The 14,773-nt window shown below is 68.0% G+C and carries 10 protein-coding genes; 6 read left to right on the forward strand and 4 right to left on the reverse strand.

Features of this window, described 5'->3' with window-relative positions:
• Nucleotides 1–127: 127 nt before the first annotated feature.
• The 3 genes from AC56LG_RS22575 to AC56LG_RS22585 all read right to left on the reverse strand — a co-directional run bounded on the left by AC56LG_RS22575 (nt 128) and on the right by AC56LG_RS22585 (nt 2,802).
• Complete coding sequence (locus AC56LG_RS22575; protein WP_497168266.1) at nt 128–322, reverse strand: hypothetical protein; 195 nt, start codon at nt 320–322, stop codon at nt 128–130.
• Between the two features lie 49 nt (nt 323–371).
• Entirely contained in the window at nt 372–1,187 is an 816-nt protein-coding gene (locus tag AC56LG_RS22580) for a DUF481 domain-containing protein (RefSeq protein ID WP_497168267.1), read from the reverse strand.
• A gap of 322 nt (nt 1,188–1,509) precedes the next feature.
• Nucleotides 1,510–2,802, reverse strand: coding sequence for an NCS2 family permease (locus AC56LG_RS22585; protein ID WP_497168268.1), 1,293 nt, complete (start codon nt 2,800–2,802; stop codon nt 1,510–1,512).
• A gap of 177 nt (nt 2,803–2,979) precedes the next feature.
• Between AC56LG_RS22585 and AC56LG_RS22590 the strand changes: the two genes are divergently transcribed.
• The 3 genes from AC56LG_RS22590 (at nt 2,980) to AC56LG_RS22600 (ending at nt 8,257) form a co-directional block, all read left to right on the forward strand.
• A complete protein-coding gene (locus AC56LG_RS22590) occupies nt 2,980–5,268 on the forward strand; it encodes a hybrid sensor histidine kinase/response regulator (protein WP_497168269.1) in 2,289 nt (762 codons plus the stop codon).
• 60 nt (nt 5,269–5,328) lie between these two features.
• The gene (locus AC56LG_RS22595; RefSeq protein ID WP_497168270.1) at nt 5,329–6,531 is read left to right on the forward strand and encodes a hypothetical protein; all 1,203 of its coding nucleotides are present in this window, start codon (nt 5,329–5,331) and stop codon (nt 6,529–6,531) included.
• A gap of 538 nt (nt 6,532–7,069) precedes the next feature.
• Complete coding sequence (locus tag AC56LG_RS22600; protein ID WP_497168271.1) at nt 7,070–8,257, forward strand: glycosyltransferase family 1 protein; 1,188 nt, start codon at nt 7,070–7,072, stop codon at nt 8,255–8,257.
• A 137-nt stretch (nt 8,258–8,394) separates the two neighbouring features.
• Here the strand turns inward: AC56LG_RS22600 and AC56LG_RS22605 are convergent, their stop codons facing one another.
• On the reverse strand, nt 8,395–9,474 hold the full coding sequence (locus AC56LG_RS22605) for a mechanosensitive ion channel family protein (RefSeq protein WP_497168272.1): 1,080 nt from the start codon (nt 9,472–9,474) through the stop codon (nt 8,395–8,397).
• 231 nt (nt 9,475–9,705) lie between these two features.
• Here AC56LG_RS22605 and AC56LG_RS22610 point away from each other — a divergent pair, with 231 nt between their 5' ends.
• The 3 genes from AC56LG_RS22610 (at nt 9,706) to AC56LG_RS22620 (ending at nt 14,733) form a co-directional block, all read left to right on the forward strand.
• Entirely contained in the window at nt 9,706–13,353 is a 3,648-nt protein-coding gene (locus tag AC56LG_RS22610) for a response regulator (protein WP_497168273.1), read from the forward strand.
• Nucleotides 13,350–13,775 carry an NUDIX hydrolase gene (locus AC56LG_RS22615; RefSeq protein ID WP_497168274.1) on the forward strand — a complete coding sequence of 142 codons (426 nt, stop codon included), beginning with the start codon at nt 13,350–13,352 and terminating at the stop codon, nt 13,773–13,775. Before AC56LG_RS22610 ends, AC56LG_RS22615 begins: the two co-directional genes overlap by 4 nt.
• Before the next feature lie 124 nt (nt 13,776–13,899).
• The gene (locus AC56LG_RS22620) at nt 13,900–14,733 is read left to right on the forward strand and encodes a phytanoyl-CoA dioxygenase family protein (RefSeq protein ID WP_497168275.1); all 834 of its coding nucleotides are present in this window, start codon (nt 13,900–13,902) and stop codon (nt 14,731–14,733) included.
• Nucleotides 14,734–14,773 lie beyond the last annotated feature (40 nt).

Below are 14,773 nucleotides of genomic sequence, written 5' to 3' on the forward strand. Positions count from 1 at the left end.
CGTCTGCGCCGTCGGCACTGACTAAACGCATCCTTGTAAGGAGATGCGCGCAGTCCGGTGCGGGCATGATCGTCCGGTGTGCCGTGTACCCGCGTGGGCAGAGCCCACCTACGCGAGCCAGCGGGTGTCAAGCCTCGCGCCGGAACTCCGGCGCCGGCAACGGATGCCGGCGCTCGTCGGGCCGGGTCAACACCCGGCGCGCCACTTCGAAGGGCACGCCCATCCTGGCCATTGCATGTGCCGGTGAGCCGCCCTGCGCAACCGGCGTCTTGATTGCCGCGTCGATCAGCAAGGCGGTCTTGTAGTCGGTTCGTCGATCCATGCGTGGATTGTCGCATGGGAGGCAGGCAGGGCAGAGCGCGTATCCGGACTCAGAACGAATACACCAGCGTCAGCGACGTCTGCGTATCCGTGTTCTTCTTGTCCTCGGGGACGTTGCTGTCGTTACGGGCCGAGAAGGCCGCCTTCATCTGCATGGTGTCGTTGATCTTGGTCGAGAGCGCCGATTCGGCGATCGAGTGCACGTTCGAGGTGCCGCGTTCGACGCTGACGGTCTGGACAAAAGCGGCCGACGGACTGACTTGCCAGCGGAAGCGGGCCGCGCCGCGCACGGTCATGCCGCTCTCGGTCTCGCCGGTCTCGCGCTGGCCGTTGAAATAGCCCGGACCGATTTCGACGTCGAGCGCCTTGTCGGCGGTGTTGTACAACTGCGAGCCGTGGCCGATCGCGAACGAGGAGTAGCGCGTGTAGGCGCCGAACTTGTCGTTCACGTGCGAGCCGAGCACAAAGGCGCGCGAGCCTTCCTTCATCAGCTTGTAGGCCGCTTTCGCCGAGGCCGCCCAGCGCTCGGCCGAGCGGGTGCGGTAGCGTTCGCCGTCGTCGTCGGTGATCTCGTCTTCCTTGAAGAAGCCGCTGAGGATGTATTCGTTGCTCCAGTCGGCGGTCTCGTGGCGCGCGTCGATCTTGCCGCTGATCGAGGTGCCGGTGGTGTTGCCGGAAGTGTTGATCGCGCCCAGTTCGGCCGAGGTAAACCAGCTGCCGTTGGGGATGGTGTCGGGGCGGGCAACGCTCAAGCTGTCGTGGATGCTGCCGATCTGCGGCAGGTCGTCGGCGGCGCCGTCATAGGCAAAGGCAGTGCTGTGCGCAAGGCCGAGGAGGGCCAGTGCATATAAACGGAGTGATGTCATAAGCTGTGCTTCGGCTAAGGCTCCGGCTGCGGCGCCAGCGAAGCGCTGGACCGGCAGCCGGCCGGTCGTTCGGGGAAAGAGCGCACCGATTGTATCCCAGAAGAAGTGAAAATGTGTCGTATTGACGAACTGAATCGGGCTGTGCAGCCGATTGAGATGAATAGACGCTTTGCTCAATTGCTGGCGGTGATGACGCGTGGGCACAGGTGCCCACCCTACGGTACACAGCTGCCAACGCAAAGAATCGTTAGCAGTGGTGTACCGTAGGCGTCACCGCGCTTTCCGAGCCCCCGCGGTTCAATCGCCGCGCAGCCGCGCCGCCTCAGGTCCCGATATATACGATCTTGAAAATGAACAGCGCCGCAATCACCCACACCACCGGCTTGACGTCGCGCGCGCGCCCGGTCATGAGCTTCAGGGCCGCGTAGGTGATGAAGCCGAAGGCGATGCCTTCCGCGATCGAATAGGTGAACGGGATCACCAGCGCGGTGATCGCCGCCGGGATCGATTCGGTGGTGTCGCCCCATTCGATGTCGCCCAGGTCGCGCAGCATCAGGCAGGCGACGAACAGCAGCGCCGGCGCGGTGGCGTAGGCCGGCACCACGCCGGCCAGCGGCGCGATGAACAGGCAGGCCAGGAACAGCAGTGCGACCGCGAGGGCGGTCAGCCCGGTGCGTCCGCCGGCCTGCACGCCGGCCGCGCTCTCGATGTAGGCGGTGGTGCTCGAGGTGCCGAGCACGGAGCCGGCGACGATCGCGCCGCTGTCGGCCAGCAAGGCCTTGTTCAGGCGTTCCATCTTGCCTTCGACCAGCAGGCCGGCGCGGCTGGCCACGCCCATCAGGGTGCCGGTGGCGTCGAACAGTTCGACAAGGAAGAATACCAGCACGACGTTCAGGATCCCGGCTGATAACGCACCGGGAATGTCGAGCTTGAACAGGGTCGGGTCGATCGAGGGCGGCGCCGAAAACACGCCCTTGAAGGTGTTCCCGCCGAAGAAGAAGCTGAGAATGGTAACGACGATGATGCCGATCAGGATCGCGCCGCGCACCTTCAGGCGATCGAGCGTGACGATCAGCAGGAAGCCGACGATGGCCATGACCGCCGCCGGCTGGTGCAGGTCGCCGGCCTTGACCAGGGTCGGCTCGCTGCCGACGACGATGCCGGCGTTCTTCAGCGCGATCAGGGCCAGGAACATGCCGAGGCCGACGGTGATGGCCACCCGCAGCGAGTGCGGGATGCCGTTGACGATCATGCCGCGCAGGCCGAGCACCGAGACCAGGATGAACAGGCAGCCCGAGAGGAACACGGCGCCCAGCGCGGCCTGCCAGGCCACACCCATGCCGAGCACCACCGCGTAGGCGAAATAGGCGTTCAGGCCCATGCCGGGCGCCATGCCGATCGGGTAGTTGGCGTACAGGCCCATGATCGCGCTGCCGAGCGCGGCCACCAGGCAGGTGGCCACGAACACGGCTTCCTTCGGCATGCCGGCGTCGCCCAGGATCGAGGGGTTGACGAAAATGATGTAGGCCATCGTCAGGAAAGTCGTCAGGCCGGCGAGCAGCTCGGTGCGCACGTCGGTGCCGCTTTCCTTGAGTTTGAAATAATTGTCGAGCATCGTGGAGGGTGTCGGATGGATGCGCACGGGCGCGGTTGGGATGGCCGAAGCATAACACTGTGCCGCCGCGTGGCGCGCGTCCGGTAGCTTTTCACTAATCTGTTGCTTTACATTGCGAGATAGGTATCATCGAATTGCTGGCTGTCATCTCGATGGCCGTCTACCTGTGAGCTCGCGATGCAAATCCGTGCCTACCTGTACCTGATGGCTGCGGCAATCCTGGTCCCCGTGATCCTCTTCGCGGGCTTCGCGCTGCGCCTGCTCGAGCGCGCCGAATGCGACCTCGCACGCAGCGACGTGGCGCGCGCAGCCGAACGCGTCGCCCTGCTGGTCGATGCCCAGCACACGCATACCATCGGCGCCCTCGGCGTGCTGGCCGTCTCGCCGACGCTGGCGCGCGGCGACATGGGAGCGTTCCGGCGCGAAGCCGAAGCGGCCGCCGACGAGCACGACGCCTGGTTCGTGCTGATGGACGAGCGCGGGCGCATGCTGTTCAGCACGCTGGGTCCGGCGGTTCCCGGGGCCGACCAGGACACGCCGCCGCCCGCCTATTTTGCTCCGATGTTCGCCCACAACCGCGCCGTCGTCAGCGACGTCTTCGCCGGACGCGCCAGCGGGCGCCTGGTCACCGTGGTCGCCACGCCCCAGGCCGTGAACCCGCAGCCGGCCGGCGCGCGCCGCAACGTGCTCGCCGTCGGCTTCGGCGCCGACCATTTCCGGCGCCTGCTGGCGGGCGCGAACCTGCCGCGCGACTGGCAGGTCGATATCGTCGATCGCCGCGGCAAGCTGGTCGCATCGAACCAGGGGCCGGCCGAGCTGGTCGGCCAGGACGCGGCGCCGGACCTGGTCGCGGCCGGCGCGCTCAAGCGTACGGGCATGGTCGACACGTCGCTGCGCAACGGCGGCGCCGGCACCGTCGCCTTTTACCATACGCCGTACGCCGGCTGGGTGGTCGCGGTCGGCGTGCCGCCGGCAGCCGTGGCGGCCGCGCCGGGCGGCATGCGGCGCGGCGCGGCATTGGCGCTGATCGCCGCGCTGGCGGTGGCGATCGTGGTGTCGGCCTGGTTCGGGCGCAGCCATGCGCGTTCGATCCGGAGTGCGGTCGAGGCGGCCAGCAGCCTCGGGCGCGGCGAATTGCCGCCGCAGCACCGCTCGCGCATCGTCGAGATCGACCGCCTGCTGGCGGCGCTGCGCAAGGCCGGCAAGGAACTGCGCCGGCTCCAGGACAAGCGCGAGTCGGCCGGCAGCGAGCGCCAGTCGCAGCTCGAGCGGGCGCAGGAAGGGCGCCAGGTGGCGGAAGAGGAAAACCGCGCCAAGGACCAGTTCCTCGCCATGCTCGGGCACGAGCTGCGCAATCCGCTGGCGCCGATCGGCACCGCTGCCCAGCTCTTGAAACTGCCCGACCTCGACACCCACCGCGCGCGCTACGCCGGCGACGTGATCGGGCGCCAGGTCGAGCACATCAACCGGCTGCTGTCGGACATGCTCGACGTCTCGCGCGTCACGCGTGGGCTGGTCACGCTGAACCTCGACGACATCGACCTGCGCAACGTCGTCGAACGCGCCGTCGAGCAGATCCGCCCGCTGATGGAGGAGCGCCAGCACCGGCTCGACCTGCGCCTGCCGGCCCAGCCGGTCATGGTGCGCGGCGACCGCACGCGCCTGACCCAGGTGGTGGCGAACCTGCTCACCAATTCGGCCAAGTACACGCCGGCGCACGGCGCCATCCAGCTGACCCTCAACGGGTCCGGCGACGAAACGGTACTGACCGTGGCCGACGACGGCGAGGGCATCACGGCCGACCTGCTGCCGCGCGTGTTCGACCTGTTTTCGCAGGGCGAGCGCAAACCCGACCGCGCCCAGGGCGGGCTGGGCCTGGGCCTGGCGCTGGTGCGCAGCCTGGTGCAGCTGCATGGCGGCAGCGTCGACGCGAGCAGCCCGGGCCGCGGCGGCGGCAGCGTCTTCACGGTGCGCCTGCCGCTCAAGGCCGAGCTGGCGGCGCTGGCCACGCCGGCGCCGAACCTGCGCCGTACGCGCGAGCCGGCCCGCGCCACTGGCCCGGGCGCGCCCGCCAGCGCCCTGCGCGTGATGCTGGTGGACGACAACATCGACGCCGCCGTCAGCCTGTCGCTGCTGCTCGAAGCGGCCGTCGACCACCTGGTGTCGACCTATTACGACGCCGCCAGCGCCCTCGAATGGGCGGCGTTCGAGCGGCCCGACGTGTTCATCCTCGACATCGGCCTGCCCGACATGAACGGCTACGAACTGGCGCGCCGCCTGCGCGCGATGCCGCAATTCGCGAACACGCTCCTGATCGCGCTGACCGGCTATGGCCAGCTGGCCGACAAGGTGCGCGCGCGCGAGGCCGGCTTCGACCTGCACATCGCCAAGCCGGCCGAGCCGGAGGAGATCCTGGCGGCCCTGGCGCTGGCGAACGTGGCGCCGGAGGCCGAGCGCGCCGGATAGAGGAAAGTAAATGCGCCGCGATGCGCTACCATGGCGTTTTCAACACTGAATACGCCTACCATGCCGAAAAATAAGAAGCCAGTGCCGCGCAAGGCGGCTGCCGCTGCCGAACCCGATACCGACGCGCTGGCCCAGGCCCTGGCCGACCTCGCGCTCGACGTGGCCGAGGGCGAGGACCTCGACCCGGAATTGTCCGCCGCGCGCGAGGAGGAGCTGCTGGTCGCCATCCGCAAGGCATTGCGCAGGAAGCGCGACGAAGTCCTGTACGGCGCCATCGAACTGGCGCGCTTCACCGACCCCGAAGCCTGCCGCCTGCTGCGCAGCCACGTCGGCGAGCAATCGGCCACGCTGCGTATCCGCCGCGAGGGGGAGGAGGAACTGGAAATCGACGCCTTCCTGATCCCGCTGTTCGTGCGCAGCACGGGCGGCCTGGTCGCCGACGAAACCTTCCTCGACGAAGCCTACGAGGAACTGGCGGCCAGCTTCGTCGCGCTCGAACTGGAAAGTCCGAAAGCCAAAGTGGCCCTGGTGCGCCATGCCTACGACCTGGCCGAGATCGACCACATCGGCTACTCGACGCTGCAGGAATTGCTGCGCGAAGCGGCCGCGACCCTCACCAGCAAGAAACCCGTTCCCGCGCCGCTGCTCGAAGCGAGCATCCGCGGCTGGACCGGCGAGCGCTTCGCGCCCGACGAGACGGCGATGGAGCTGCGCTTCCTGTTCGGCTTCGCGCTCAAGCGGGCCGACGACCCGTTCTACGCCGTGCCGAAGAACGAGATTGATGCCGACGTGTACTTCGCCGACCGCATGCGCCGCTACCGCGCCTGGACCGAGCGTGTGGCGCCGCTGGTGCGGCGCTGCCTGGCGCGCAATCCCGAGCGCGTCAGTGTCGACTTCCTGTACCAGGACCTGTTCCACGGCGCCAAGGAGCAGGGCGTGTCCGAACTGGCCATGCTCGGCACCCTGGCCGAGATCAACGCCTTGCTGGCGGCCAAGGAGCTGGCGGCCGACCGCGTGCGCGCCGTGGTGGCGCCGGTCGACGCCGGCGAACACATCGAACTGCGCGTGAACCTGTACGCGCTCGACGGCGGGCCGCCCTGGGGCGGGACGGCGAAGCCGGTCGACCTGGCGGCCGACCTGGGCGCCGAAGTCGACGAACTGTGCGACGCGCTCGGTTCGATCGGCATCGACGACGTCTCGACGGCCGACAGTTTCGATGCCGACGGCCATCCCGAGGGCGCGCAGCCGTATCCGCCGGCCTGAGCTGAACTGCGCTGTACTGCACTGCAACAACGGGGATGCGCCGCCCCCCGTTTTCTTCATCGACACCCGCGCCAGGGGCTTCCCGCCGCCCTGATCCGCCGTTCGCGGCGCCCGAACCGGTGCCGCAAACGGCAGAGTATGCCTACACGCTCTAAAGCAAATCGGCGCCGCTGCCAAACCATCCAAAACCGCTCGGCCAGCCCTTTTCGGGAGCCGCGCACGGTTGCGCATGCTTCCCGTATGGATGAGTTTTCGTAGTGGATTTCCTTGTATGAGAGTAGGACGGCACCTACAAAGATGCCCACAGGACACCGGACTCTCCTATGAGGAAATGCTGAACATTTCCTTTAGTTCCTTTCTAAGGACTAATGTTGCGCTGCATAAATGAAAATAATATCAGATTTGCATGTTACGATGCGCTTCTCCGGCATCAATGGCAGGGTGTGAAGCGGCTTCACCAGCCCAGGCTCCACCAGCCCATTGGATCGCTCCGGAACCAAGATCAACTAAAGCGCCGCAAAGGCGAAAGGAAATCAACATGCCGACCCTGATCGTGTTTTGCCACCTCCGCTGGGACTTCGTCTTTCAACGCCCCCAGCATCTCATGACGCGCCTGGCGGAACACTACAATATCCTGTTCGTCGAGGAACCGGTGCATAGCGAGGGCCAGGCACACCTGCAAAAGACGGCCGTCGCGCCGAACATCACGGTGTGCCGCCCGCATACCCCGATCCAGAATACCTGGGGCTTCCACGACGACCAGCTGCCGACCATGCAGCGCCTGCTGGCCGACCTGGTGCCGGAAGGCGAGCGTCCAGTCGTGTGGTTCTACACCCCGATGGCCTTGCCGCTGCTGCAGAACTTCAATCCTTCCCTGGTCGTCTACGACTGCATGGACGAACTGGCCGCTTTCAAGAACCCGCCGAAGCAGCTGCTGCAGCGCGAATCGGCCCTGCTCAACATCGCCGACCTGGTCTTCACCGGCGGCCCGAGCCTGTACGAAGCCAAGAAGGACCGCCACGCCAACGCCCACTGCTTCTCGAGCAGCGTCGACGCCAGGCACTTCCGCCAGGCCCTGGACGCCGCCATCTCGCATCCGGAGCAGGCCAACATTCCTGGCCCACGCCTGGGCTTCTACGGCGTCATCGACGAACGCTTCGACACCGAGCTGGTGCGCCAGATGGCCGCCGCCCATCCTGAATGGCAGATCGTGCTGGTCGGCCCGGTCGTGAAGATCGACCCGGCCGAACTGCCGCGCGCCGCCAACGTTCACTACATGGGCCAGCGCAACTACGACGAACTGCCGAAATTCCTGGCCGGCTGGGACGTCTGCCTGCTGCCGTTCGCCATGAACGATTCGACCAAGTTCATCAGCCCGACCAAGGTGTTGGAGTACATGGCTGCCGAAAAGCTGAGCGTGTCGACCCCGATCACCGACGTCAAGGTGCCGTACGGCGACGTCGTCGCCATCGCCTCGACGCCGGAAGAGTACATCGCCGCCTGCGAGCAGATGCTGGCCAAGTCGCCCGAGGAAACCGCGGCCCTGGTCGAGCGCATGCGCGAGATCGTCGCCAACACTTCGTGGGACAAGACCGCCGGCCGCATGCACGAGCTGATCAGCACCACCGCCCCGGGCGCAGCCCGCACGGCCGCCGCCGCCGTGCTCGAAGGCGGCACCGCAGCGCGCGTCAATCCGCTGCCGGAAGCGCAGAAGTCCGCGGCCTGATTTTTAATCGACTGCACAACCCGCCCGGCCGCAAGGCCCGGCGGGTTTTTTTACGTTCGTTCTGATGCTGCAATCGGCGCGGCGGTGCGTGCGCTGGTTGAACGCGTCAGCGCGATGCATCCCGACGCCGGCGCAGCCTAATGCCGGAACACCCCGGCCGCGCCATGCACCGCCTGCGGCTGCGGCAGCGCATCGCCATCGGCCATGCGCACGATCGACATCGGATGCGCGAAGCGGATCCGTTCGCGCTCGAAACGGCGGTAGATCTCGAGCAGGATCGCCTGCTGGGTGTCCATGTGGCCGATGTAGTCGGGGCTCTGGAAGTGGTACACGACTTCGAAGTTGAGCGACCATTCGCCGTAGTTGAAGAAGTGCGCGCGTTCGAAGGCGGCCATCGGCTCCGCCTCCACCACCTCGCGGATCAGCTGCGGCACGCGCGTCAGCTGGGCGTCGCTGGCGCCGTAGGCCACGCGCAGGACAAAGGCGACGCGCCGCGTCTCCATGCGCTTGTGGTTGTGGATGCGGCTTTTGAGCAGGTCGCCGTTGGCGAAGATGACCTGCTCGCCGCCGAGTCCGCGCAGGCGTGTGGTTTTCAGGCCGATATGCTCGACCGAGCCGAGCACGTCGCCGACGATGATGAAGTCGCCGATCTCGAACGGCTTGTCGAGCATGATCGAGAGCGAGGCGAACAGGTCGCCGAGGATGTTCTGCACGGCCAGCGCCACTGCGATGCCGCCGATACCGAGGCTGGCCACCAGCGTCGTGATGTTGAAGCCGAAATTGTCGAGCACCATCAGGAAGGCGACCACCCACAGCGTCAGGCGCAGCAGGAAGCAGACGATGGTGCGCGACGCCTTGCGGCCGTCGCCGGCCACGGAATGGTCGCGCCAGGCGCGCAGCAGGGTGTCGCCCCAGATCGCCAGTTGCAGGATCAGGGCGGCGATCGCGACGCGCGAAATGACCAGGTGCTGGCGCGCGCTCAGGTCCAGCGCCAGGCTGCCCAGGTAGGCCGAGAGGATGAGGATGATCAGCAGGTAAGTCTTGCACAGCATCGTCGCCACCAGGTCGTCGGCCATGGTCGAACTGCGCTGCGCCAGCGCCTGCACCTTGTGCAGGGCCAGGCGGCGCAGCGCATGCATGCCGAGCGTGGCGCCGGCCAGCACGGCAAGGGCGATCGCCCAGCTTTCCAGGGTATTGTTCAGGTAAGTGAAATCCATTCGGGCTCCAACGGTTCGGCGATCGGGCGGGTTCGCCTTCATTGAAGGCAGTGTGCGGGGCGCGCGCCGGGAGGCGCGCACAATTGACAATCGGAAGCGCCGGGCCTACATTGTTTTCTTTGCAATTACCGCATATGTTGACGCGTAGCCGGCGTACCCGGCGCGCCCGGCTGACTGATTTTCGCTGACTTATTCCCGATGAACGGCTCCGTCCAACCCCGCATTCTTCTCGTGGACGATCAGCCTGCCCATTTCGCGGTGCTAGAAGCCCTGCTGGCCGGACTGGACGCCGCGCTCGTCCGCGCTGATTCCGGCGAGGCGGCGCTGCGCGCGCTGCTGGAGGGTCAGTTTGCCCTCGTTCTGCTCGACGTCGATATGCCGGCCCTCGACGGCTTCCGGATCGCCGAATTGATCCGCCAGCACCCGCGCGCGCAGTCGGTCCCGATCGTCTTCCTGAGTGCCGACGACCCCGGCGTCTTTCCGTTCGACCGCGCCTGCGCACTGGGCGGCGTCGACTACCTGACCAAGCCACTCAACGCGCACGTGCTGCGCGCCCGCGTCGTCCAGTATCTGGCGTCCTGGCATAAGGAGGCCGAACTGGCACGCCTGCGCGCCCAGCTGCCGGCGGCGCCGGCCGGCCAGGCCAGCCGCCTGCGCCTGATCCTCGACAACCTGCACGATTACGCCTTTATCGGCACCGACACCGAGCGCCGCATCACCGAGTGGGAAGCCGGCGCCGAAGCCGTCACCGGCTGGAGCGCCGACGAAGCCTGCGGGCAGTCATCGGATATCATCTTCACCGCCGAGGACCGCGCCGCAGGCTGCCCCGAGGACGAGGCAGCGCGCGCCCGCGCCACCGGCCGTTCGGAAGACAAGCGTTGGCACCTGCGCAAGGATGGCGGCCGCTTTTTCGCCGACGGCATGATGATCGCGCTGCGCAAGGAGGGAGAACTTGGCGGCGAACTGCTCGGCTACGCCAAGATCATGCGCGACGCCACCGCCGAACACGAGGCGGTCGAACACCTGGCCGCCAGCGAGCGCGCCCTGCACGACAGCAGCCTGGAACGCGAGCGCCTGGTGGCCCAGCTGCGCACCGCCAACGAGCGCATGCGCGACATCTTTTACCAGGCGCCCGCCTTCATGGCCGTGCTGCGCAAACCCGACATGGTGTTCGAGATGGCCAACGAACGCTTCGCCGCGCTGGTGGGGCGGCGCCCGCTGCTGGGCCGGTCGGTGCGCGCCGCCTTGCCCGAGCTCGAAGGGCAGGGATGGTTCGAACTGCTCGACGGCGTCTACCGCAGCGGCGTCGCCCACGAGGGCAGCAACGTGCGCCTGCAGTTGCAGACCGAGCACGGCGAACTCGACACCTATTACGTCGATTTCATCTACATGGCGCTGCGCGAGCCGGATGGCAGGGTGTCGGGCATCCTGATCCACGGGATCGACGTCACCGAACGCACCCGCGCCACCCTGCTGGCGGTCGGCCAGCGCGGCGCGCTCGAGCTGGCGGTGTCGGACGCGCCGCTGGGCGACGTGCTCGACCTGCTGGTGCGCACTGCCGAGGACTACGCGGGCGGCGCCGCGCTGGCCGGGATCCAGCTCGCCGGTCCGGGCAACGCGCTGACCCATGCGGCCGCCCCGAGCCTGCCGGACGACCTGCGCGCCGCGCTCGATGGCCTCGGCGTCGCGCCGCTGGGTGCGGGCGGCGGCACCGCCGCCTGGCGCGCCGAACCGGTCGACTGCGACGACATCGCGGCCGACCCGCTGTGGGAGCGCTGCCGCGCCCCGGCGCTCGCCGCCGGCCTGGCCGCATGCCGCGCGTTGCCGGTCATCGCGCCCTCGGGCGCCGTGCTGGGCGCCTTCACCTGGTATTACCGCGCCGGCGCCGCGCGTGCCGTGCGCGACGCGGAGGCACTCGACCTGCTCGCCAATACCGCCTCGCTGGTGATCGGCCAGCGCGCCGAGGCGCGGGCGCGCCAGGCCGCCGAGGAACGCTCGCACGCGATTTTGGAAAGCATGAACGACGGCTTCCTGGCGCTCGATGCGTCCTGGCGCATCGGCTACGCCAATGGCGCGGCCGAGCGCATCACGGGCATGGAGCGCGCGCAGCTGTTCGGCGACGTGTTCTGGGACCTGTTCCCGGACTGGCACGGCACCCCGCAGGGGCTGGCCTGCCGCCGCTGCGCCGCCGAACGCAGTGCGACGAGGACCGAAGTGCACATCGCCGCCTGGGGCGGCTGGTACGAGATCAACTGTTTCCCGACGCCCGACGGCGGCATCGCCCTCTACCTGCGCGACGAGCGCGAACGGCGCCTGGCCGAGGAGGGCGTGCGCCGCCTGGCGGCGGTGGCCGAGCAGTCGTCCGACTTCATCGGCATCTTCGCGCCCGACGGGGCCGGCCTCTACCTCAACCGCGCCGGGCGCGCGATGGCCGGGCTGCAGGCGGACGCCGAGATCCGCGGCGTGCGCCTGCTCGACCTGTTCTCCGACGATTGCCGCGCCTTTGTGCGCAACGACGTGGTGCCGGCATTGACCGGCGCGGCGCAGAAATGGGAGGGCGAGCTGCGCTTCGCCGCCAAGGAGGAACATGGCGCGGGCGCGGGCGTCCCGGTCTATTTCAAGGGCTTCGCCGTGCATGGCGCCGATGGCGCCCACCTCGGCCTGGCGACGATCACGCGCGACATCACCGAGCAAAAGCGCGCCGAGGACGAATTGCGCCGCATCGCGGCCGACCTGTCCGAGGCCGATCACCGCAAGAGCGAATTCCTTGCCACTCTGGCGCACGAACTGCGAAATCCTCTGGCGCCGATCCGCACCGGCCTCGACCTGCTGCGCATGGCGCCGGGTAATGTCTCCACCGCCGAACGCGTGCACGAGATGATGGACCGCCAGCTCGGCCAGCTGATCCACCTGGTCGACGACCTGCTCGACATCGCCCGCATCACGCGCGGACGCATCGAACTGAAAAAGGAGGAGGTCGACCTGCGCACGGTGGTAGCAATGGCGGTCGAATCGAGCACGGCGCTGATCCAGGCCGGCAATCACCAGTTGCAGGTCGGCGTGCCGGACGAGCCGCTGCCGCTCGACGCCGACCCGACGCGCCTGGTGCAGGTGCTGTCGAACCTGCTGAACAACGCGGCCAAATACACGCCGGGCGGCGGGCGCATCGCGCTGGCCGCCTGGCGCGAGGATGGGCAGGCGGTGGTGTCGGTCACCGACAGCGGCATCGGCATCGCGCCGGAAGCGATCGGCTCGGTGTTCGAGATGTTCACCCAGGTACGCAGCAGCCTGGACCGGGCCCAGGGCGGGCTCGGGATCGGGCTGTCGCTGGTGCGCCGGCTGGTCGAGCTGCACGGCGGGCGCGTGCACGCATTCAGCGCCGGGCGCGGACGCGGCAGCACTTTTACGGTACGCCTGCCGCTGCGGCGCCGTCCAGGTGGAAGCGGCGCCACGCAGGACGCGGACGCGGCGACGCCGGCGCAGCCGCCCGCACGGCGCCTGCGCGTGCTGGTGGTCGACGACAACGTCGACGCCGCCGACAGCCTGGCCGCGCTGCTCGGTGCGCTCGGCCACGACACGCGCATGGCGCACGACGGCCCGTCCGGGCTGGCCGCGGCGCGCGCCTTCGTGCCCGACCTCGCGTTGCTGGACATCGGCCTGCCCGGCATGAACGGGCACGAGCTGGCACGGGCAGTGCGGTCCAGCAGCGAACTGCGCGGCACCGTGCTGGTCGCACTGACCGGCTGGGGCGCGGCGAGCGACATGACGCTCTCGCACGAGGCCGGATTCGACCAGCACTTGACCAAACCGGTCAGCCGCGAAGCCCTGGAGCAGTCGCTGGCGCTGGCCACAGAAGTACACATGAGAAAGCACACATGACGAAGCACACGGTTTCCTGCGGCACCCTGGTGCTCGATACGGACGGCCGGCTGCTGCTGTGCCACGTGACGCACACGGCGGCCTGGGACATCCCAAAGGGCATGCGCGACCCCGGCGAGACCAGCCTGGAAGCGGCGATGCGTGAACTGCGCGAGGAAGCCGGCGTGGTCTTCGACGCCGCGCGCTTCCGGGACCTGGGTGAATTCGACTACCGGCGCGACAAGCGCCTGCACCTGTTCCGGGTCGACGCCGGCGACGAACTGGGCGACCTGGCAGGTCTGCACTGCAGCAGCTACTTCCCGCATGCGAAGACCGGCAAGCCGACGCCGGAGATGGATGGGTTCAGGTGGGCGCGGCGCGAGGAGATCAGCCAGCTGTGCTGGCCGCGCATGGGGGCGCTGTTGTTGACCCTGGATTGGTGACGATACCGAAGCACGGCGTTGTAGGGTGGGCGGGGAACCCACCCACCCTACGGGTCTGAGCGTGCGCACCAGTAAAGTGTTTCGCAGTACCATGACCCTGCCAAGAAACGAGGAGGATTCTCTAATGAACACCCAAGCCGACCCGGACACCTACGACGTCGCCACCATCATGGGCGGCCTGTATGGCGACGGCATCATTGCCTGCAAGGGGGCGTTCGAACGGGCCTGGGTCGAACGGCTCGGGCAAGACATCGCCACCCTGTTCGAGGAAGCCCGGCGCCAGCCCGGCGGTGCGCTCGCGCGCGGGCCGAACCGCTATTACGTGGAAGTGCACCCCGAGCGCATTTCCGGCTTTGCCGACATCATCGGGCATCCGTGGGTGGTGGCGGTCTGCCGCGCCGTCCTCGGTCCCGACTACCGCATCGTCGAGGCCGGCTTCGACGTGCCCGGACCGGGCGCGCTGCACCAGCCCTGGCACCGCGATTTCCGCTCGCCCGAAGCGACGCTGGTCGGGCGCCGCCTGAATTCGCTCGCCTTCAACATCACCACGGTCGACGTGACCGAGGACATGGGACCGTTCGAGATCGCGCCCGGCACCCAGTGGGACGACCTGAAGGATGGCGACCCGATGTTCCCGCCCAAGGAATTGTGGCCGCGCTACGAGGCGCGCGCCCAGCGCAAGCTGCCGAAGATGGGCGACATCTCGGCGCGTTCGGCGCTGACCATCCACCGCGGCACCGCCAACGAGTCGGATCGTTCGCGCCCGGTGTTCGTGCTCGGCGTCGATGCGCCCGACGCGCGCAACGCCGACAAGCACGACCTGCAGCTGACCCACGCCTATTACGACAGCCTGCCACCGGAACTGCGCCGCCACATCACCTGCCGCCTGGTCGAGCGATTGGAACCGGTCGTGCAGGCGCACACGATCGAGGGGCTGAAGATGGGCGTGAAGGTATAAGGGGATCAACGAAAACAGGCGCCGCGGCGCCCGTTTTTTT

The organism is Telluria sp. ZB2R32, assembly GCF_059685715.1.